Genomic DNA, 18,805 nt, shown 5'->3' on the forward strand with positions numbered 1-18,805 from the left:
GCGATGTGTACAACATGCGGTTGCGGTGAAGGCAACCTGTATATCGAGGGTGATGAACATAACCCTCATTCCGCGTTTCGTAGCGCGCCATTTGCCCCGGCGGCACGCCCGAAGATGAAAATCACCGGCATTAAAGCGCCTGAATTTACCCCCAGCCAGACTGAAGAAGGCGATCTGCATTACGGTCATGGCGAAGCGGGTACTCACGCGCCGGGCATGAGCCAGCGTCGGATGCTGGAAGTCGAAATTGACGTGCTGGACAAAAATAACCGTCTGGCTGAACGCAACCGCGCGCGCTTTGCTGCCCGCAAGCAACTGGTGCTCAACCTGGTTTCCAGCCCTGGTTCCGGTAAAACCACCCTGCTGACGGAAACCTTAATGCGCCTGAAAGACAGCGTTCCGTGCGCGGTTATTGAAGGCGACCAGCAAACCGTGAACGATGCCGCGCGCATTCGCGCTACCGGCACACCAGCGATTCAGGTGAATACCGGTAAAGGCTGCCATCTTGACGCACAGATGATTGCCGACGCCGCACCGCGCCTGCCACTGGACGATAACGGTATTCTGTTTATCGAAAACGTCGGCAACCTCGTGTGCCCGGCCAGCTTCGATCTCGGTGAAAAACACAAAGTGGCGGTGCTTTCCGTTACCGAAGGTGAAGACAAACCGCTGAAATATCCGCATATGTTTGCCGCAGCTTCGCTGATGCTGCTCAACAAAGTTGACTTGCTGCCGTATCTCAACTTTGACGTTGAGAAGTGCATCGCCTGCGCCCGCGAAGTCAATCCAGAAATTGAAATCATCCTTATTTCCGCCACCAGCGGCGAAGGGATGGACCAGTGGCTGAACTGGCTGGAGACACAGCGATGTGCATAGGCGTTCCCGGCCAGATCCGCACCATTGACGGCAACCAGGCGAAAGTCGACGTCTGCGGCATTCAGCGCGATGTCGATTTAACGTTAGTCGGCAGCTGCGATGAAAACGGTCAGCCACGCGTAGGCCAGTGGGTACTGGTCCACGTTGGCTTTGCCATGAGCGTAATTAATGAAGCCGAAGCGCGCGACACTCTCGACGCCTTACAAAACATGTTTGACGTTGAGCCGGATGTCGGTGCGCTGTTGTATGGCGAGGAAAAATAATGCGTTTTGTTGATGAATATCGCGCGCCGGAACAGGTGATGCAGTTAATTGAGCATCTGCGCGAACGTGCTTCACATCTCTCTTACACAGCCGAACGCCCTCTGCGGATTATGGAAGTGTGTGGCGGTCATACCCACGCTATCTTTAAATTCGGCCTCGACCAGTTACTGCCGGAAAACGTTGAGTTTATCCACGGTCCGGGTTGTCCGGTGTGTGTACTGCCGATGGGTAGAATCGATACCTGCGTGGAGATTGCCAGCCATCCGGAAGTCATCTTCTGTACCTTTGGCGACGCCATGCGCGTGCCGGGGAAACAGGGATCGCTGTTGCAGGCAAAAGCACGCGGTGCCGATGTGCGCATCGTTTACTCGCCGATGGATGCGTTGAAACTGGCGCAGGAGAATCCAACCCGCAAAGTGGTGTTCTTCGGCTTAGGTTTTGAAACCACCATGCCGACGACGGCCATCACTCTGCAACAGGCGAAAGCGCGTGATGTGCAGAATTTTTACTTCTTCTGCCAGCATATTACGCTTATCCCGACGCTGCGCAGTTTGCTGGAAGAGCCGGATAACGGTATCGACGCGTTTCTTGCGCCCGGTCACGTTAGTATGGTTATCGGCACTGATGCCTATAATTTTATCGCCAGCGATTTTCATCGTCCGCTGGTGGTCGCTGGTTTCGAACCCCTTGATCTACTGCAAGGCGTGGTGATGCTGGTGGAGCAGAAAATAGCGGCCCACAGCAAGGTAGAGAATCAGTATCGTCGGGTGGTGCCGGATGCCGGTAACCTGCTGGCGCAACAGGCGATTGCCGATGTGTTCTGTGTCAACGGCGACAGCGAATGGCGCGGCTTAGGCGTGATTGAATCTTCTGGTGTACACCTGACGCCGGATTATCAACGATTCGATGCCGAAGCGCATTTCCGCCCGGCACCGCAGCAGGTCTGCGATGACCCGCGCGCACGTTGTGGCGAAGTATTAACGGGCAAATGTAAGCCGCATCAATGCCCGCTGTTTGGTAACACCTGTAATCCTCAAACCGCGTTTGGTGCGCTGATGGTTTCCTCCGAAGGAGCGTGCGCCGCGTGGTATCAGTATCGTCAGCAGGAGAGTGAAGCGTGAATAATATCCAACTCGCCCACGGTAGCGGCGGCCAGGCGATGCAGCAATTAATCAACAGCCTGTTTATGGAAGCCTTTGCCAACCCGTGGCTGGCAGAGCAGGAAGATCAGGCACGTCTTGATCTGGCGCAGCTGGTAGCGGAAGGCGACCGTCTGGCGTTCTCCACCGACAGTTACGTCATTGACCCGCTGTTCTTTCCTGGCGGTAATATCGGCAAGCTGGCGATTTGCGGAACCGCGAATGACGTTGCGGTCAGTGGCGCTATTCCGCGCTATCTCTCCTGTGGCTTTATCCTCGAAGAAGGATTGCCGATGGAGACACTGAAAGCCGTAGTGACCAGCATGGCAGAAACCGCCCGCGCGGCAGGCATTGCCATCGTCACTGGCGATACTAAAGTGGTGCAGCGCGGCGCGGCAGATAAACTGTTTATCAACACCGCTGGCATGGGCGCAATTCCGGCGAATATTCACTGGGGCGCACAGACGCTAACCGCAGGCGATGTATTGCTGGTTAGCGGTACACTCGGCGACCACGGGGCGACTATCCTTAACCTGCGTGAGCAGCTGGGGCTGGATGGCGAACTGGTCAGCGACTGTGCGGTACTAACGCCGCTTATTCAGACGCTGCGTGACATTCCCGGCGTGAAAGCGCTGCGTGATGCCACCCGTGGTGGTGTGAACGCGGTAGTTCATGAGTTCGCGGCAGCCTGCGGTTGCGGTATTGAAATTTCAGAAGCGGCACTGCCGGTTAAACCTGCTGTGCGCGGCGTTTGCGAACTGCTGGGACTGGACGCCCTTAACTTTGCCAACGAAGGCAAACTGGTGATCGCCGTTGAACGCAACGCGGCAGAGCAAGTTTTGGCAGCGTTACATTCCCATCCACTGGGGAAAGACGCGGCGCTGATTGGTGAAGTGGTGGAACGTAAAGGTGTTCGTCTTGCCGGTCTGTATGGCGTGAAACGAACCCTCGATTTACCACACGCCGAACCGCTTCCGCGTATATGCTAATAAAATTCTAAATCTCCTATAGTTAGTCAATGACCTTTTGCACCGCTTTGCGGTGCTTTCCTGGAAGAACAAAATGTCATATACACCGATGAGTGATCTCGGACAACAAGGGTTGTTCGACATCACTCGGACACTATTGCAGCAGCCCGATCTGGCCTCGCTGTGTGAGGCTCTTTCGCAACTGGTAAAGCGTTCTGCGCTCGCCGACAACGCGGCTATTGTGTTGTGGCAAGCGCAGACTCAACGTGCGTCTTATTACGCATCGCGTGAAAAAGACACCCCCATTAAATATGAAGACGAAACTGTTCTGGCACACGGTCCGGTACGCAGCATTTTGTCGCGCCCTGATACGCTGCATTGCAGTTACGAAGAATTTTGTGAAACCTGGCCGCAGCTGGCCGCAGGTGGGCTATACCCCAAATTTGGTCACTATTGCCTGATGCCACTGGCGGCGGAAGGGCATATTTTTGGTGGCTGTGAATTTATTCGTTATGACGATCGCCCCTGGAGCGAAAAAGAGTTCAATCGTCTGCAAACATTTACGCAGATCGTTTCTGTCGTCACCGAACAAATCCAGAGCCGCGTCGTCAATAATGTCGACTATGAGTTGTTATGCCGGGAGCGCGATAACTTCCGCATCCTGGTTGCCATTACCAACGCGGTGCTTTCCCGCCTGGATATGGACGAACTGGTCAGCGAAGTCGCCAAAGAAATCCATTACTACTTCGACATTGACGATATCAGCATCGTCTTACGCAGCCACCGTAAAAACAAACTCAACATCTACTCCACTCACTATCTTGATAAACAGCATCCCGCCCACGAACAGAGCGAAGTCGATGAAGCCGGAACCCTCACCGAACGCGTGTTCAAAAGCAAAGAGATGCTGCTGATTAATCTCCACGAGCGGGACGATTTAGCCCCCTATGAACGCATGTTGTTCGACACCTGGGGCAACCAGATTCAAACCTTGTGCCTGTTACCGCTGATGTCTGGCGACACCATGCTGGGCGTGCTGAAACTGGCGCAATGCGAAGAGAAAGTGTTTACCACTACCAATCTGAATTTACTGCGCCAGATTGCCGAACGTGTGGCAATCGCTGTCGATAACGCCCTCGCCTATCAGGAAATCCATCGTCTGAAAGAACGGCTGGTTGATGAAAACCTCGCCCTGACCGAGCAGCTCAACAATGTTGATAGTGAATTTGGCGAGATTATTGGCCGCAGCGAAGCCATGTACAGCGTACTTAAACAAGTTGAAATGGTGGCGCAAAGCGACAGTACCGTGCTGATTCTCGGTGAAACTGGTACAGGTAAAGAGCTGATTGCCCGCGCGATCCATAATCTCAGTGGGCGTAATAATCGCCGCATGGTAAAAATGAACTGCGCGGCAATGCCTGCCGGATTGCTGGAGAGCGATCTGTTTGGTCATGAGCGTGGGGCTTTTACCGGTGCCAGCGCCCAGCGCATTGGTCGTTTTGAACTGGCGGATAAAAGCTCCCTGTTCCTCGACGAAGTGGGCGATATGCCACTGGAGTTACAGCCGAAGTTGCTGCGTGTATTACAGGAACAGGAGTTTGAACGCCTCGGCAGCAACAAAATCATTCAGACGGACGTACGTTTAATTGCCGCGACTAACCGCGATCTGAAAAAAATGGTCGCCGACCGTGAGTTCCGTAGCGATCTCTATTACCGCCTGAATGTATTCCCGATCCACCTGCCGCCACTACGCGAGCGTCCGGAAGATATTCCGCTGCTGGCGAAAGCCTTTACCTTCAAAATTGCCCGTCGTCTCGGGCGCAATATCGACAGCATTCCTGCCGAGACGCTGCGCACCTTGAGCAACATGGAGTGGCCGGGTAACGTACGCGAACTGGAAAACGTCATTGAGCGCGCGGTATTGCTAACACGCGGCAACGTGCTGCAGCTGTCACTGCCAGATATTGCTTTACCGGAGCCTGAAACGCCGCCTGCCGCAACGGTTGTCGCCCAGGAGGGCGAAGATGAATATCAGTTGATTGTTCGCGTGCTGAAAGAAACCAACGGCGTGGTTGCCGGGCCTAAAGGCGCTGCGCAACGTCTGGGGCTGAAACGCACGACCCTGCTGTCACGGATGAAGCGACTGGGAATTGATAAATCGGCATTGATTTAACAGATGTGGTTATACTCGATCAACGTTCAATGAAAGGAGGCAGTATGGCAGTTTCAGCAAGAAATCAATTAACCGGAACAGTTAGCGCAGTAGCAATGGGCGCTGTGAATGATGAAGTAGAACTGACGCTGGCAGGTGGTGCAAAGCTGGTGGCAATTGTGACTCACAGCAGCCAGCAAGCGCTGGGTCTGGCGAAAGGGAAAGAAGCGATTGCCCTGATTAAAGCCCCGTGGGTAACGCTGGCAACGGAAGACTGTGGACTGAAATTCTCTGCTCGCAACCAGTTTGCTGGCAGCGTGTCGACAATCACCGAAGGCGCAGTGAACGCCACTGTCCATATCAAAACGGATGCGGGTTTTGAAATTGTGGCAGTGGTAACAAATGAAAGTCAGGATGAAATGAAACTCACCACTGGCTCGCGCGTTATTGCATTGATCAAAGCATCAGCCATCCTGATTGCCACCAAAGCGTAAGCGCCTTATTTGCCGGAGAGTATGGCTCTCCGGCAGATTTATTTCTTTGGACGATATTTTTCTGGCAACTCCGGCACCGGACGCTTGTCATCGATGAGATGACGCACGGTTAAGATCGGATGACGCCACAGCATTCGCGGCCCAGCCCAACGCATAATCTGTTTCATCTCTTCACGCTTTGCAGGCTGGTAACAGTGCACCGGACACTGCTTACAGGCTGGTTTCTCTTCGCCGAACACACATTTATCCAGCCGCTTTTGCGCGTAAGTAAACAACGTCTCATAATGCTCCGGCTCCGCTGACGCCTGCGGGCATTTCGCTTGATAAAGATCGATCATTTTTTTAATCGTCAGTTTTTCACGAGAGATACGCTTGCCGGACATGCTGCCTCCATCTCATTAAGATGCATTTATATTACAACTTAATCTTAAAGGGCACTATGACTCTAAAGAAGAAGGGTTAGCCAACCGATACAATTTTGCGTACTTGCTTCATAAGCATCACGCAAAAGCTGCAAAACAGCATCTTTCCCGGAACCAGCATCAAGAACTCGCCGTTCGCTTCTTCCCCTGAAATGATTAACTCCGGTATCATGTGCGCCTTATGTGATTACAACGAAAATAAAAACCATCACACCCCATTTAATATCAGGGAACCGGACATAACCCCATGAGTGCAATAGAAAATTTCGATGCCCATACGCCCATGATGCAGCAGTATCTCAAGCTGAAAGCCCAGCATCCCGAGATCCTGCTGTTCTATCGGATGGGTGACTTTTACGAACTGTTTTATGACGACGCGAAACGCGCCTCGCAGCTGCTGGATATTTCACTGACCAAACGCGGTGCTTCCGCGGGAGAGCCGATCCCGATGGCGGGGATCCCCTACCATGCGGTGGAAAACTACCTCGCCAAACTGGTGAATCAGGGCGAGTCCGTTGCCATCTGCGAACAAATTGGCGATCCGGCGACCAGCAAAGGTCCGGTTGAGCGCAAAGTTGTGCGTATCGTTACGCCAGGCACCATCAGCGATGAAGCCCTGTTGCTGGAGCGTCAGGACAACCTGCTGGCGGCTATCTGGCAGGACAGCAAAGGTTTCGGCTACGCGACGCTGGATATCAGTTCCGGTCGTTTTCGCCTGAGCGAACCGGCTGACCGCGAAACGATGGCGGCAGAACTGCAACGCACTAATCCGGCGGAACTGCTGTATGCAGAAGATTTTGCTGAAATGTCGTTAATTGAAGGCCGTCGCGGCCTGCGCCGTCGCCCGCTGTGGGAGTTTGAAATCGACACCGCGCGCCAGCAGTTGAATCTGCAATTTGGCACCCGCGATCTGGTCGGTTTTGGCGTCGAGAACGCGCCGCGCGGACTTTGTGCTGCCGGTTGTCTGTTGCAGTATGCGAAAGATACCCAACGTACGACCCTGCCGCATATTCGTTCTATCACCATGGAACGTGAGCAGGACAGCATCATTATGGATGCCGCGACACGTCGTAACCTGGAAATTACTCAGAACCTGGCGGGCGGTGCGGAAAACACGCTGGCTTCAGTGCTCGACTGCACTGTAACGCCAATGGGTAGTCGTATGCTGAAACGCTGGCTGCATATGCCAGTGCGCGATACCCGCGTGTTGCTTGAGCGCCAGCAAACTATTGGCGCATTGCAGGATTTCACCGCCGAGCTACAGCCGGTGCTGCGTCAGGTCGGCGACCTGGAACGTATTCTGGCACGTCTGGCTTTACGAACTGCTCGCCCACGCGATCTGGCCCGTATGCGTCACGCTTTCCAGCAACTGCCGGAGCTGCGTGCGCAGTTAGAAAATGTCGATAGCGCTCCGGTACAGGCGCTGCGTGAGAAGATGGGTGAGTTTGCCGAACTGCGCGATCTGCTGGAGCGGGCCATTATCGACACACCGCCGGTACTGGTGCGCGACGGTGGTGTTATCGCATCGGGCTATAACGAAGAGCTGGATGAGTGGCGCGCGCTGGCTGACGGCGCGACCGATTATCTGGAGCGTCTGGAAGTCCGCGAGCGTGAACGTACCGGCCTGGACACGCTGAAAGTCGGATTTAACGCGGTGCATGGTTATTACATTCAGATCAGCCGTGGACAAAGCCATCTGGCACCGATTAACTACATGCGCCGCCAGACGCTGAAAAACGCCGAACGCTACATTATTCCAGAGCTAAAAGAGTACGAAGACAAAGTTCTCACTTCAAAAGGCAAAGCACTGGCACTGGAAAAACAGCTTTATGAAGAGTTGTTCGACCTGCTGTTGCCGCATCTGGAAGCGTTGCAACAGAGCGCGAGCGCGCTGGCGGAACTCGACGTGCTGGTGAACCTGGCAGAACGGGCCTATACGCTGAACTACACCTGCCCGACCTTTATTGATAAACCGGGTATTCGCATCACCGAAGGCCGCCATCCGGTGGTTGAACAGGTGCTGAATGAGCCGTTTATCGCCAACCCGCTGAACCTGTCGCCGCAGCGTCGCATGTTGATCATTACCGGTCCGAATATGGGCGGTAAAAGTACCTATATGCGCCAGACCGCACTGATTGCGCTGATGGCCTACATCGGCAGCTATGTACCGGCACAAAAAGTCGAGATTGGACCTATCGATCGCATCTTTACCCGCGTAGGGGCAGCGGATGATCTGGCATCCGGGCGTTCAACCTTTATGGTGGAAATGACCGAAACCGCCAATATTTTACATAACGCCACCGAGTACAGTCTGGTGCTGATGGATGAGATTGGGCGCGGGACGTCCACTTACGATGGTCTGTCGCTGGCGTGGGCGTGCGCGGAAAATCTGGCGAATAAGATTAAAGCGTTGACACTGTTTGCCACCCACTATTTCGAGCTGACCCAGTTACCGGAGAAAATGGAAGGCGTCGCCAACGTGCATCTCGATGCGCTGGAGCACGGCGACACCATTGCCTTTATGCACAGCGTGCAGGATGGCGCGGCGAGCAAAAGCTACGGCCTGGCGGTTGCAGCTCTGGCCGGCGTGCCAAAAGAGGTTATTAAGCGCGCACGGCAAAAACTGCGTGAGTTGGAAAGCATTTCGCCGAACGCCGCCGCTACGCAAGTGGATGGTACGCAAATGTCTTTGCTGTCAGTGCCAGAAGAAACGTCGCCTGCGGTCGAAGCACTGGAAAATCTCGACCCGGATTCACTGACTCCGCGTCAGGCGCTGGAGTGGATTTATCGCTTGAAGAGTCTGGTGTAATAACAATTCCCGATAGTCTTTTGCTATCGGGAATATTAACGACAACAGACGAATCAAATAAAAACACCCTGTATAATAGGAAATCTTATTTTACAGGGTAAAACCATGCCATCTACACGCTATCAAAAAATTAATGCCCATCACTATCGTTATATATGGGCCGTTGGTGATATTCATGGTGACTATCAATTATTACAATCCCGCTTACATCAACTCTCTTTTTTCCCTGAAACCGACTTACTTATTTCTGTCGGCGATAATATTGATCGTGGGCCGGAGAGTCTTAACGTACTACGCCTGTTAAACCAGCCCTGGTTTACATCGGTTAAAGGCAACCATGAAGCGATGGCGCTTGATGCATTCGAAACTGGCGATGGAAATATGTGGCTTGCCAGCGGCGGCGACTGGTTCTTTGAATTAAATGAGACGGAACAACAAGAAGCAATAAATCTGTTGCTGAAATTTCATCGCCTTCCACATATTATTGAAATCACTAACGACATAATAAAATATGTCATCGCACATGCAGATTATCCGGGGAATGAATATCTCTTTGGCAAAGAAATAGCGGAGAGAGAACTACTCTGGCCTGTTGATCGTGTGCAGAAATCGCTTAATGGCGAGTTACAACAAATAAACGGCGCTGATTATTTTATATTTGGACATATGATGTTTGATAACATTCAGACGTTCGCAAACCAGATTTATATTGATACCGGATCGCCGAAAAGCGGGCGGCTGTCATTTTATAAAATAAAGTAGTCTCATGCTTCTTCTGTGAAGCATGAGTAACCCGGTGTTATTGCAGGCCATTATTCATTTTTCGCTACCAGCAAAGAGAGATCCTGCTTCGCCAGCGCGCGACTGGCACTCTCCGGCAAACCGTCGTCTGTAATAATCTGATCAAACTCGCTTAATGGTAACGCCAGCCATGTCGCCACCTGACCATATTTCGTCGCATCACAGACCAAAACTCGCTGGCGGCTGGCACTGGCAATCGCCCGTTTCACCGTGACTTTATCTTCCGCTGGCGTAGAAATCCCCCGCACACTCCATGACGATGCAGAAATAAAAGCCTGATCAATCATCAGGCTGCGCAGCATGGTCGCAGCGGCTTCCCCGACACAGGAACGGTTTTCCCGACACACTGCACCGCCAGTGTGAATAATTGTGCAATTACTGTTGTCGAGCAAGTAGTCCGCAATAACGAAATCGTTTGTGACCACAGTCAGTGACTCCATGTGAATCAGATGCTGTGCTATCGCTAGCGTGGTCGTTCCCGCATCCAGATAGATACAACTTCCCGGCTGAACAAGACTTGCCGCCAGCTTGCCAATAGCCGCTTTTTGCGTCATTGCCAGCGCAGTTTTTACCTGATGAGAAGGTTCATGCGCCACGCGTCCCGGAGACTGGACGCCTCCGGACACCAGCACAACGGCTCCCTGCTGCTCCAGTTTTTGTAAATCCCGACGAATGGTCATATGTGACACATTCATTCTGTCCGTTAGTTCAGCAATACTGACAATGCCTTTTTCAGCTACCATCTCAAGGATGATTTGGCGACGCTCTACGGGTATCAACTTTTGCTCCTTCCTTTGTCCTGCTGACATTCTACGCTATTTGCCTGCGAAACGTGCGCGGCGCAACTAACGCTTAGTTCACATAAAATAACACACAATGTTAATTTTTGTGAATCAGCTCACCATATCGTTATCTTCCAGCGCCTATATTCACAATATCAAACAAAATATCACTTAAATTAACAAGGAGAGCAGATGAAAACGGGATCTGAGTTTCATGTCGGTATCGTTGGCTTAGGGTCAATGGGAATGGGAGCAGCACTGTCATGTGTCCGCGCAGGTCTTTCTACCTGGGGCGCAGACCTGAACAGCAATGCCTGCGCTACGTTGAAAGAGGCAGGTGCTTGCGGGGTTTCTGATAACGCCGCGACGTTTGCCGAAAAACTGGACGCTCTGCTGGTGCTGGTGGTCAATGCGGCCCAGGTTAAACAGGTGCTGTTTGGTGAAACAGGCGTTGCACAACATCTGAAACCCGGTACGGCAGTAATGGTTTCTTCCACTATCGCTAGTGCTGATGCGCAAGAAATTGCTACCGCTCTGGCTGGATTCGATCTGGAAATGCTGGATGCGCCAGTTTCTGGTGGTGCAGTAAAAGCCGCTAACGGTGAAATGACTGTCATGGCCTCCGGTAGCGATATTGCCTTTGAACGACTGGCACCCGTGCTGGAAGCCGTTGCCGGAAAAGTTTATCGCATAGGTGCAGAACCGGGACTAGGTTCGACCGTAAAAATTATTCACCAGTTGTTAGCGGGCGTACATATTGCTGCCGGAGCCGAAGCGATGGCACTTGCAGCCCGTGCGGGGATCCCGCTGGATGTGATGTATGACGTCGTGACCAATGCCGCCGGAAATTCCTGGATGTTCGAAAACCGGATGCGTCATGTGGTGGATGGCGATTACACCCCGCATTCAGCCGTCGATATTTTTGTTAAGGATCTTGGTCTGGTTGCCGATACAGCCAAAGCCCTGCACTTCCCGCTGCCATTGGCCTCAACAGCATTGAATATGTTCACCAGCGCCAGTAACGCGGGTTACGGGAAAGAAGACGATAGCGCAGTTATCAAGATTTTCTCTGGCATCACTCTACCGGGAGCGAAATCATGATCAAGATTGGCGTTATCGCCGATGATTTTACCGGCGCGACGGATATCGCCAGTTTTCTGGTGGAAAACGGTCTACCAACGGTACAAATTAACGGTGTTCCAACAGGTAAAATGCCGGAAGCAATCGACGCACTGGTGATCAGCCTGAAAACGCGTTCCTGTCCGGTGGTTGAAGCCACACAGCAATCGCTGGCGGCACTGAGCTGGTTGCAACAGCAAGGTTGCAAACAGATCTATTTCAAATACTGCTCTACTTTCGACAGTTCGGCGAAAGGTAATATCGGCCCGGTTACCGATGCATTAATGGATGCTCTCGACACGCCGTTTACGGTCTTCTCTCCGGCCCTGCCGGTCAACGGACGTACGGTTTATCAGGGGTATTTGTTCGTAATGAATCAACTGCTGGCCGAATCCGGGATGCGCCATCACCCGGTAAATCCCATGACCGACAGCTATCTTCCCCGTCTGGTTGAAGCGCAATCCACAGGGCGCTGCGGCGTCGTTTCGGCACATGTTTTCGAACAAGGTGTGGATGCCGTTCGTCAAGAGCTGGCTCGCTTACAGCAAGAGGGCTACCGCTACGCGGTGCTTGATGCGCTGACCGAACACCATCTGGAAATTCAGGGAGAAGCCTTGCGCGATACCCCACTGGTAACGGGCGGTTCTGGTCTGGCGATTGGCCTTGCCCGGCAGTGGGCGCAAGAAAACGGTAACCAGGCTCGCAAAGCAGGGCATCCGCTCGCTGGGCGCGGCGTAGTGCTCTCCGGTTCATGCTCTCAAATGACCAACCGCCAGGTAGCACATTACCGTCAAATTGCACCAGCCCGTGAAGTTGATGTGGCACGCTGCCTCTCAATTGAAACTCTGGCCGCTTATGCACACGAACTGGCAGAGTGGGTTCTGGGCCAGGAAAGTGTACTTGCTCCACTGGTTTTTGCCACCGCCAGCACTGACGCATTGGCAGCAATTCAACAGCAATACGGTGCACAAAAAGCCAGTCAGGCAGTAGAAACACTGTTTTCTCAACTAGCGGCGCGGTTAGCAGCGGAAGGCGTGACACGCTTTATTGTCGCAGGCGGTGAGACCTCCGGCGTAGTCACACAGAGCCTGGGAATAAAAGGGTTTCATATTGGCCCAACCATTTCTCCCGGCGTGCCGTGGGTAAACGCACTGGATAAACCTGTCTCACTCGCCCTTAAATCTGGCAACTTCGGTGATGAAGCCTTTTTTTCACGAGCCCAAAGAGAGTTTTTATCATGAGCGATTTCGCAAAAGTAGAGCAGTCTTTGCGAGAGGAGATGACGCGGATTGCCAGTTCATTCTTTCAGCGCGGCTATGCAACCGGTTCGGCTGGCAATCTGTCGCTGCTTTTACCTGACGGGAATTTACTGGCGACACCGACAGGTTCATGCCTGGGCAATCTCGATCCGCAGCGGCTTTCCAAAGTCGCCGCGGATGGCGAATGGTTAAGTGGTGACAAACCCTCGAAAGAGGTGCTCTTTCATCTGGCGCTGTATCGCAACAATCCGCGCTGTAAAGCGGTGGTGCATTTGCACAGCACATGGTCGACGGCGCTTTCCTGCCTGCAAGGGCTGGACAGCAGCAACGTTATTCGTCCGTTCACACCATACGTGGTGATGCGGATGGGAAATGTCCCGCTGGTGCCTTATTACCGACCGGGCGATAAACGCATCGCACAGGATCTGGCGGAACTGGCAGCAGACAATCAGGCTTTTTTACTGGCAAATCATGGCCCAGTGGTTTGCGGTGAAAGCCTGCAAGCAGCCGCCAACAATATGGAAGAGCTGGAGGAAACGGCAAAGCTGATTTTTATTCTCGGTGACCGCCCGATCCGTTATCTGACCGCAGGTGAAATTGCGGAATTAAGGAGTTAATGCAATGCCTCGTTTTGCAGCTAATTTATCCATGATGTTCACCGAAGTGCCTTTTATTGAACGCTTCGCCGCAGCGCGAAAAGCCGGGTTCGATGCTGTGGAATTTCTGTTTCCCTATGACTACTCCACCCTGCAAATCCAAAAGCAACTGGAGCAAAACCATCTGACACTGGCGCTGTTCAATACCGCTCCCGGAGATATTAATGCGGGGGAATGGGGATTATCCGCCCTTCCCGGACGTGAGCACGAAGCACACGCAGACATCGACCTGGCACTGGAATATGCATTGGCGCTCAATTGTGAACAAGTCCATGTGATGGCAGGCGTCGTGCCCGCTGGCGAAGATGCTGAACGGTACAGGGCAGTATTTATCGATAATCTCCGCTACGCTGCCGACCGCTTTGCGCCACACGGCAAGCGAATATTAGTTGAAGCACTCAGCCCCGGCGTTAAGCCTCATTATCTCTTCTCCAGCCAGTATCAGGCACTGGCTATTGTTGAAGAAGTTGCACGAGATAACGTGTTTATTCAACTAGATACTTTTCATGCGCAAAAAGTAGATGGCAACCTGACGCATTTAATCCGCGACTACGCCGGGAAATATGCGCACGTACAAATTGCCGGACTACCTGATCGACATGAACCGGACGATGGAGAAATCAACTATCCGTGGCTGTTCCGCCTGTTCGATGAGGTGGGATATCAGGGCTGGATCGGTTGTGAATATAAACCTCGTGGCCTCACCGAAGAAGGGCTTGGCTGGTTTGACGCCTGGCGCTAATTCGTTAAATCCCTAATTACAAAGTACCCATACATCCCCCCATCTACGGATGGGGTAGGTTAACTATAACTTTCAGACAGGGTTTCCCATGTCCACAATTACATTGTTATGCATTGCGTTAACTGGCGTAATCATGCTGTTGCTGCTGGTCATCAAGGCAAAGGTACAACCATTCGTTGCTCTGCTCCTCGTCAGCCTGTTAGTCGCACTTGCGGCGGGTATACCGGCGGGCGAAGTGGGTAAAGTGATGATCGCCGGGATGGGCGGTGTGCTTGGTTCCGTCACTATTATTATTGGTCTGGGCGCTATGCTGGGGCGTATGATCGAACACTCTGGTGGTGCAGAGTCACTGGCTAATTATTTCAGTCGCAAGTTAGGTGACAAACGAACTATCGCTGCGCTGACTCTGGCAGCGTTCTTCCTCGGTATTCCCGTCTTCTTTGATGTCGGCTTTATTATTCTTGCGCCAATCATTTACGGTTTTGCCAAGGTTGCCAAAATATCGCCACTCAAATTTGGCCTGCCTGTCGCTGGAATCATGCTAACTGTTCATGTGGCGGTACCGCCGCATCCAGGCCCTGTCGCCGCAGCGGGGTTACTCCACGCAGACATCGGCTGGCTAACCATCATCGGTATTGCGATTTCTATTCCCGTAGGGATTGTTGGCTACTTTGCAGCGAAAATAATCAATAAGCGCCAATATGCGATGTCGGTGGAAGTACTGGAACAGATGCAACTGGCTCCGGCCAGTGAGGAAGGCGCGACAAAATTAAGCGATAAAATAAATCCACCGGGCGTCGCGCTGGTCACCTCGCTAATTGTTATTCCTATCGCGATTATCATGGCGGGTACGGTTTCCGCAACACTGATGCCGCCTTCGCATCCCCTGCTTGGTACGCTACAGCTGATCGGCTCACCAATGGTAGCTCTAATGATTGCGCTGGTGCTGGCATTCTGGTTATTGGCTTTACGTCGCGGCTGGAGCTTACAACACACCAGCGACATTATGGGCTCAGCCCTTCCCACCGCGGCGGTAGTGATTTTGGTTACTGGTGCTGGAGGGGTATTTGGCAAAGTGCTGGTGGAATCGGGCGTCGGCAAAGCCCTTGCCAACATGCTACAAATGATTGACCTGCCTCTGTTACCAGCCGCATTTATTATTTCACTGGCGCTGCGTGCATCGCAGGGGTCAGCAACCGTAGCAATCCTGACAACCGGCGGGTTACTCTCAGAAGCGGTGATGGGATTGAATCCGATTCAGTGCGTATTGGTGACGCTGGCAGCCTGCTTTGGTGGGCTTGGCGCGTCACATATTAATGACTCAGGGTTCTGGATTGTGACCAAATATCTGGGGTTATCGGTAGCAGACGGTCTGAAAACCTGGACAGTGTTAACGACCATTCTCGGTTTTACCGGATTCTTAATTACCTGGTGCGTATGGGCGGTAATTTGACCTTAATAAAAAGGTCCGATGGGCATCGGACCTTTTATTTAGCGCTTACCTTCCGCCAGCAGCGGCGGGATGCTCGGCACCATCGGCGCGTCATCAATATCTTTCTGTGTCATGCGGAACGCTTCGGGATAATGTTCGCGGCTGGTGCGGCGTAGCGGTTCGGTATCGCGCCAGGTATAGAGGCAATGCTGGCACTGGTAGACCGTCCAGACATCTTTTACCGGCGATTTCGCCATCACTTCAATCTGTTCATCAGCACAACGTGGACAAATCATCTTGTTCTCCTTATTTACGTGCGGCCAGCATAGCGGTCAGTTTTTCAGCCCAGGCTTTGGTTTCCGGTAAATCCACCACCGGCTGGCTGTAGTGACCACGGTTGTCCGGGGCGACAGGCGTGGTGGCGTCGATAATCAGCTTGTCGGTGATACCGGCCGGGCTTGAGCCGGGGTCGAGTTCCAGCACGGACATATTCGGCAACTGCACCAAATCCCCTGCCGGGTTCACTTTCGAAGAGAGCGCCCACATCACCTGCGGCAGGTTGAACGGATCAACGTCTTCATCGACCATAATCACCATCTTCACGTAGCCCAGACCGTGTGGCGTGGTCATCGCACGCAGGCCCACCGCGCGGGCAAAGCCACCGTAGCGTTTTTTGGTGGAGATAATCGCCAGCAGGCCGTGGGTGTACATGGCATTTACCGCCTGCACTTCCGGGAACTCGGCTTTCAGTTGCTGATACAGCGGCACGCAGGTGGCTGGCCCCATCAGGTAGTCGATTTCCGTCCACGGCATCCCGAGATAGAGCGATTCAAAAATGGGTTTGCTGCGATAAGAGACTTTATCGATACGCACCACGGTCATGTTACGCCCGCCGGAGTAGTGCCCGGTAAACTCACCAAACGGCCCTTCGATTTCGCGTTTACGGCTTTCGATGACCCCTTCGAGGATCACTTCTGAACCCCACGGCACATCAAAACCAGTCAGCGGGGCGGTGGCGATCGGGTACGGGCTTTCACGCAGCGCGCCTGCCATTTCGTACTCGGACTGATCATATTTCAGCGGCGTGGCCCCCATCAGGGTGATGATCGGATCGTTACCGAGTGTGATGGCAATCGGCAGATCTTCACCGCGTTCTTCCGCTTTATGCAGATGCAGGGCGATATCGTGCATCGGCACCGGTTGCAGACCGAGCTTACGCTTACCCTTCACTTCCATACGGTAGATGCCGACGTTCTGCTTGCCGAAGTTATCCGGATCAAGCGGATCGCGGGAAACCACGCACGCTTTGTCGAGATAGAAACCGCCATCACCGTCGTTTAAACGAAACAGAGGCAGAATATCGAACAGGTTGATCTCGTCGCCATCGACGGTGTTCTGCGCCCAGGCTGGATTGGCGCGGCGCTCCGGGGCAATGGGGAAGTTATCCCAGCGGCGGATAAACTCATCAATCTGTTTTTTAACCGGGGTGTTTGGCGGCAGGCCGAGGGAAATCGCGTGGTTCTGCCAGGAACCGATGGTGTTCATTGCCACGCGGGCATCGATAAAGCCGCGAATATTGTCAAACCACAGCGCCGGTGCAACATCGCCGATACGTCCGGTGGCGTTGGCAGCGGCTGCCAGATCCGGTTCCGCGTTCACCTCTTCGCTGATTTTCAGTAACTGGCCGTGGTCATCAAGCGCCTGTAAAAAGCTGCGTAAATCATCAAATGCCATTATTCATTCTCCTGAGAAAAATTCCGGGCCTGCGGCAATCCTTGCCAGCGCCTGGCGTGAGGATGTTCGAGGCCAAATTGATCCAGCACGCGGGCTACCACGTGGTGGACAATGTCATCTACCGTTTCGGGATGGTTATAAAAGGCAGGCATCGGCGGCACCATCGCCACGCCCATGCGTGAAAGTGCGAGCATATTTTCGAGATGGATGGTGCTAAGCGGCATTTCACGCGGCACCAGCACTAGTTTGCGGCCTTCTTTGAGCACGACGTCCGCCGCGCGCCCTACCAGGCCATCGGCGTAACCGGCACGGATACCGGCGAGCGTTTTCATACTGCACGGAATAACGATCATGCCGTCGGTACGAAAGGAACCTGAGGAGATGGTTGCGGCCTGATCCGCCGGGTTATGGCAGAAGTCTGCGAGGGCAGCAACATCGCGGGCGTTGTAAGGCGTTTCCAGTTCAATGGTGGTTTTCGCCCACTTCGACATCACCAGATGAGTCTCGACATTCGGCATCTCCCGCAGCGCTTGCAGTAATGCCACACCAAGAGGCGCTCCGGTGGCCCCTGTCATCCCGACGATCAGTCTCATTGTTTATTCTCTTAATTGTTCGTATACGAACGTTATTATTAAAATACGCCTCTGTTTTCATCGCGGCAAGCACTGAAAAGTAACAACATCTTCTTCGTCACTGAAAAACCGCTATGATAGCGGCAGATAGTTTGCCCGGAGTTTACATGGCGTTACGAAATAAAGCGTTCCATCAGTTACGACAGCTTTTTCAGCAGCACACGGCTCGCTGGCAGCACGAGTTACCTGACCTCACCAAACCACAGTACGCGGTGATGCGCGCCATTGCTGATAAGCCTGGTATCGAACAGGTGGCACTGATAGAAGCAGCAGTCAGCACCAAAGCAACGCTGGCAGAAATGTTGGCAAGAATGGAAAATCGTGGCTTAGTCAGACGTGAACATGACGCCGCTGACAAGCGGCGACGCTTTGTCTGGCTGACTGCCGAAGGAGAAAAGGTACTTGCTGCGGCGATCCCCATTGGTGACAGCGTGGATGAGGAATTTTTGGGGCGTTTGAGTGCAGAAGAGCAGGAGCTGTTTATGCAGTTGGTGCGCAAGATGATGAACACATAGGGTGCAAATT

The 18,805-nt window shown here is 53.0% G+C and carries 20 protein-coding genes; 14 read left to right on the forward strand and 6 right to left on the reverse strand.

Translation table 11 applies throughout. The features are described 5' to 3' along the window. Positions 1 to 3: 3 nt before the first annotated feature. From hypB to ACJHYD_RS17205, 6 genes are all read left to right on the forward strand, one after another. Entirely contained in the window at positions 4 to 876 is an 873-nt protein-coding gene (hypB, locus tag ACJHYD_RS17180) for a hydrogenase nickel incorporation protein HypB (RefSeq protein WP_000337665.1), read from the forward strand. Beyond that, positions 867 to 1,139: a hydrogenase 3 maturation protein HypC gene (gene hypC, locus ACJHYD_RS17185; RefSeq protein ID WP_000334881.1), complete on the forward strand. Its 273-nt coding sequence runs from the start codon at positions 867 to 869 to the stop codon at positions 1,137 to 1,139. The genes hypB and hypC overlap by 10 nt, the downstream gene beginning before the upstream one ends. After that, positions 1,139 to 2,260 (forward strand): hydrogenase formation protein HypD, encoded by a 1,122-nt coding sequence (gene hypD / locus ACJHYD_RS17190; RefSeq protein WP_001212973.1) that lies wholly within the window; start codon positions 1,139 to 1,141, stop codon positions 2,258 to 2,260. Before hypC ends, hypD begins: the two co-directional genes overlap by 1 nt. After that, complete coding sequence (gene hypE, locus ACJHYD_RS17195) at positions 2,257 to 3,267, forward strand: hydrogenase maturation carbamoyl dehydratase HypE (protein WP_001059912.1); 1,011 nt, start codon at positions 2,257 to 2,259, stop codon at positions 3,265 to 3,267. Before hypD ends, hypE begins: the two co-directional genes overlap by 4 nt. A gap of 73 nt (positions 3,268 to 3,340) precedes the next feature. Beyond that, on the forward strand, positions 3,341 to 5,419 hold the full coding sequence (gene flhA, locus ACJHYD_RS17200; protein ID WP_001301446.1) for a formate hydrogenlyase transcriptional activator FlhA: 2,079 nt from the start codon (positions 3,341 to 3,343) through the stop codon (positions 5,417 to 5,419). Positions 5,420 to 5,463: 44 nt separating this feature from the next. Further along, positions 5,464 to 5,892 carry a molybdopterin-binding protein gene (locus ACJHYD_RS17205; protein ID WP_000301062.1) on the forward strand — a complete coding sequence of 143 codons (429 nt, stop codon included), beginning with the start codon at positions 5,464 to 5,466 and terminating at the stop codon, positions 5,890 to 5,892. A 38-nt stretch (positions 5,893 to 5,930) separates the two neighbouring features. Here ACJHYD_RS17205 and ACJHYD_RS17210 read toward each other — a convergent pair whose 3' ends face one another. After that, positions 5,931 to 6,275 (reverse strand): nitrous oxide-stimulated promoter family protein, encoded by a 345-nt coding sequence (locus tag ACJHYD_RS17210; RefSeq protein ID WP_001551545.1) that lies wholly within the window; start codon positions 6,273 to 6,275, stop codon positions 5,931 to 5,933. 76 nt (positions 6,276 to 6,351) lie between these two features. After that, positions 6,352 to 6,486 (reverse strand): hypothetical protein, encoded by a 135-nt coding sequence (locus tag ACJHYD_RS17215; RefSeq protein ID WP_000611932.1) that lies wholly within the window; start codon positions 6,484 to 6,486, stop codon positions 6,352 to 6,354. A gap of 75 nt (positions 6,487 to 6,561) precedes the next feature. On the opposite strand from ACJHYD_RS17215, the gene mutS reads away from it, so the two are divergent. Together mutS and pphB are read left to right on the forward strand one after the other, a co-directional pair. Next, positions 6,562 to 9,123: a DNA mismatch repair protein MutS gene (mutS, locus tag ACJHYD_RS17220; RefSeq protein WP_220412350.1), complete on the forward strand. Its 2,562-nt coding sequence runs from the start codon at positions 6,562 to 6,564 to the stop codon at positions 9,121 to 9,123. Positions 9,124 to 9,228: 105 nt separating this feature from the next. After that, the gene (pphB, locus tag ACJHYD_RS17225) at positions 9,229 to 9,885 is read left to right on the forward strand and encodes a protein-serine/threonine phosphatase (RefSeq protein ID WP_001141345.1); all 657 of its coding nucleotides are present in this window, start codon (positions 9,229 to 9,231) and stop codon (positions 9,883 to 9,885) included. Between the two features lie 50 nt (positions 9,886 to 9,935). Here pphB and ygbI read toward each other — a convergent pair whose 3' ends face one another. Further along, positions 9,936 to 10,703: a DNA-binding transcriptional repressor YgbI gene (gene ygbI, locus ACJHYD_RS17230; RefSeq protein ID WP_001295181.1), complete on the reverse strand. Its 768-nt coding sequence runs from the start codon at positions 10,701 to 10,703 to the stop codon at positions 9,936 to 9,938. 195 nt (positions 10,704 to 10,898) lie between these two features. On the opposite strand from ygbI, the gene ltnD reads away from it, so the two are divergent. The 5 genes from ltnD (at position 10,899) to ACJHYD_RS17255 (ending at position 15,935) form a co-directional block, all read left to right on the forward strand. After that, positions 10,899 to 11,807, forward strand: coding sequence for an L-threonate dehydrogenase (ltnD, locus tag ACJHYD_RS17235; protein WP_000847985.1), 909 nt, complete (start codon positions 10,899 to 10,901; stop codon positions 11,805 to 11,807). After that, positions 11,804 to 13,066, forward strand: a complete 1,263-nt coding sequence (gene otnK, locus ACJHYD_RS17240; RefSeq protein WP_001551546.1) for a 3-oxo-tetronate kinase — start codon at positions 11,804 to 11,806, stop codon at positions 13,064 to 13,066. Before ltnD ends, otnK begins: the two co-directional genes overlap by 4 nt. Further along, the gene (locus tag ACJHYD_RS17245; RefSeq protein ID WP_220412351.1) at positions 13,063 to 13,701 is read left to right on the forward strand and encodes an aldolase; all 639 of its coding nucleotides are present in this window, start codon (positions 13,063 to 13,065) and stop codon (positions 13,699 to 13,701) included. Before otnK ends, ACJHYD_RS17245 begins: the two co-directional genes overlap by 4 nt. A gap of 4 nt (positions 13,702 to 13,705) precedes the next feature. Beyond that, the gene (locus ACJHYD_RS17250) at positions 13,706 to 14,482 is read left to right on the forward strand and encodes an HPr family phosphocarrier protein (RefSeq protein WP_001136925.1); all 777 of its coding nucleotides are present in this window, start codon (positions 13,706 to 13,708) and stop codon (positions 14,480 to 14,482) included. Positions 14,483 to 14,570: 88 nt separating this feature from the next. Beyond that, positions 14,571 to 15,935, forward strand: coding sequence for a GntP family transporter (locus ACJHYD_RS17255; RefSeq protein ID WP_000104457.1), 1,365 nt, complete (start codon positions 14,571 to 14,573; stop codon positions 15,933 to 15,935). A gap of 38 nt (positions 15,936 to 15,973) precedes the next feature. On the opposite strand, the gene ACJHYD_RS17260 is transcribed toward ACJHYD_RS17255, so the two are convergent. The 3 genes from ACJHYD_RS17260 to ACJHYD_RS17270 are packed head-to-tail and all read right to left on the reverse strand — an operon-like array spanning position 15,974 to position 18,241. Further along, entirely contained in the window at positions 15,974 to 16,210 is a 237-nt protein-coding gene (locus tag ACJHYD_RS17260) for a non-oxidative hydroxyarylic acid decarboxylases subunit D (protein WP_000562982.1), read from the reverse strand. A gap of 10 nt (positions 16,211 to 16,220) precedes the next feature. After that, entirely contained in the window at positions 16,221 to 17,648 is a 1,428-nt protein-coding gene (locus ACJHYD_RS17265; RefSeq protein WP_001551547.1) for a non-oxidative hydroxyarylic acid decarboxylases subunit C, read from the reverse strand. Next, the gene (locus tag ACJHYD_RS17270) at positions 17,648 to 18,241 is read right to left on the reverse strand and encodes a non-oxidative hydroxyarylic acid decarboxylases subunit B (protein ID WP_001237173.1); all 594 of its coding nucleotides are present in this window, start codon (positions 18,239 to 18,241) and stop codon (positions 17,648 to 17,650) included. The genes ACJHYD_RS17265 and ACJHYD_RS17270 overlap by 1 nt, the downstream gene beginning before the upstream one ends. Before the next feature lie 146 nt (positions 18,242 to 18,387). Between ACJHYD_RS17270 and ACJHYD_RS17275 the strand changes: the two genes are divergently transcribed. Then, on the forward strand, positions 18,388 to 18,795 hold the full coding sequence (locus ACJHYD_RS17275; protein WP_001208066.1) for a MarR family winged helix-turn-helix transcriptional regulator: 408 nt from the start codon (positions 18,388 to 18,390) through the stop codon (positions 18,793 to 18,795). Positions 18,796 to 18,805 lie beyond the last annotated feature (10 nt).

This window comes from Escherichia sp. WS1368, assembly GCF_046487485.1.
Classification (GTDB): Bacteria; Pseudomonadota; Gammaproteobacteria; order Enterobacterales; family Enterobacteriaceae; genus Escherichia; species Escherichia coli.

Bases quoted from the DNA above. Each gene is read 5' to 3' on its own strand.
- ACJHYD_RS17255 (WP_000104457.1), top strand. From the start codon at position 14,571: ATGTCCACAATTACATTGTTATGCATTGCGTTAACTGGCGTAATCATG.
- ACJHYD_RS17270 (WP_001237173.1), bottom strand. From the start codon at position 18,241: ATGAGACTGATCGTCGGGATGACAGGGGCCACCGGAGCGCCTCTTGGT.
- ACJHYD_RS17205 (WP_000301062.1), top strand. From the start codon at position 5,464: ATGGCAGTTTCAGCAAGAAATCAATTAACCGGAACAGTTAGCGCAGTA.
- ACJHYD_RS17265 (WP_001551547.1), bottom strand. From the start codon at position 17,648: ATGGCATTTGATGATTTACGCAGCTTTTTACAGGCGCTTGATGACCAC.
- flhA (WP_001301446.1), top strand. From the start codon at position 3,341: ATGTCATATACACCGATGAGTGATCTCGGACAACAAGGGTTGTTCGAC.
- mutS (WP_220412350.1), top strand. From the start codon at position 6,562: ATGAGTGCAATAGAAAATTTCGATGCCCATACGCCCATGATGCAGCAG.
- pphB (WP_001141345.1), top strand. From the start codon at position 9,229: ATGCCATCTACACGCTATCAAAAAATTAATGCCCATCACTATCGTTAT.
- ACJHYD_RS17210 (WP_001551545.1), bottom strand. From the start codon at position 6,275: ATGTCCGGCAAGCGTATCTCTCGTGAAAAACTGACGATTAAAAAAATG.
- otnK (WP_001551546.1), top strand. From the start codon at position 11,804: ATGATCAAGATTGGCGTTATCGCCGATGATTTTACCGGCGCGACGGAT.
- hypB (WP_000337665.1), top strand. From the start codon at position 4: ATGTGTACAACATGCGGTTGCGGTGAAGGCAACCTGTATATCGAGGGT.
- hypC (WP_000334881.1), top strand. From the start codon at position 867: ATGTGCATAGGCGTTCCCGGCCAGATCCGCACCATTGACGGCAACCAG.
- ACJHYD_RS17215 (WP_000611932.1), bottom strand. From the start codon at position 6,486: ATGATACCGGAGTTAATCATTTCAGGGGAAGAAGCGAACGGCGAGTTC.
- ACJHYD_RS17245 (WP_220412351.1), top strand. From the start codon at position 13,063: ATGAGCGATTTCGCAAAAGTAGAGCAGTCTTTGCGAGAGGAGATGACG.
- ltnD (WP_000847985.1), top strand. From the start codon at position 10,899: ATGAAAACGGGATCTGAGTTTCATGTCGGTATCGTTGGCTTAGGGTCA.
- hypD (WP_001212973.1), top strand. From the start codon at position 1,139: ATGCGTTTTGTTGATGAATATCGCGCGCCGGAACAGGTGATGCAGTTA.
- ACJHYD_RS17260 (WP_000562982.1), bottom strand. From the start codon at position 16,210: ATGATTTGTCCACGTTGTGCTGATGAACAGATTGAAGTGATGGCGAAA.
- ACJHYD_RS17275 (WP_001208066.1), top strand. From the start codon at position 18,388: ATGGCGTTACGAAATAAAGCGTTCCATCAGTTACGACAGCTTTTTCAG.
- ACJHYD_RS17250 (WP_001136925.1), top strand. From the start codon at position 13,706: ATGCCTCGTTTTGCAGCTAATTTATCCATGATGTTCACCGAAGTGCCT.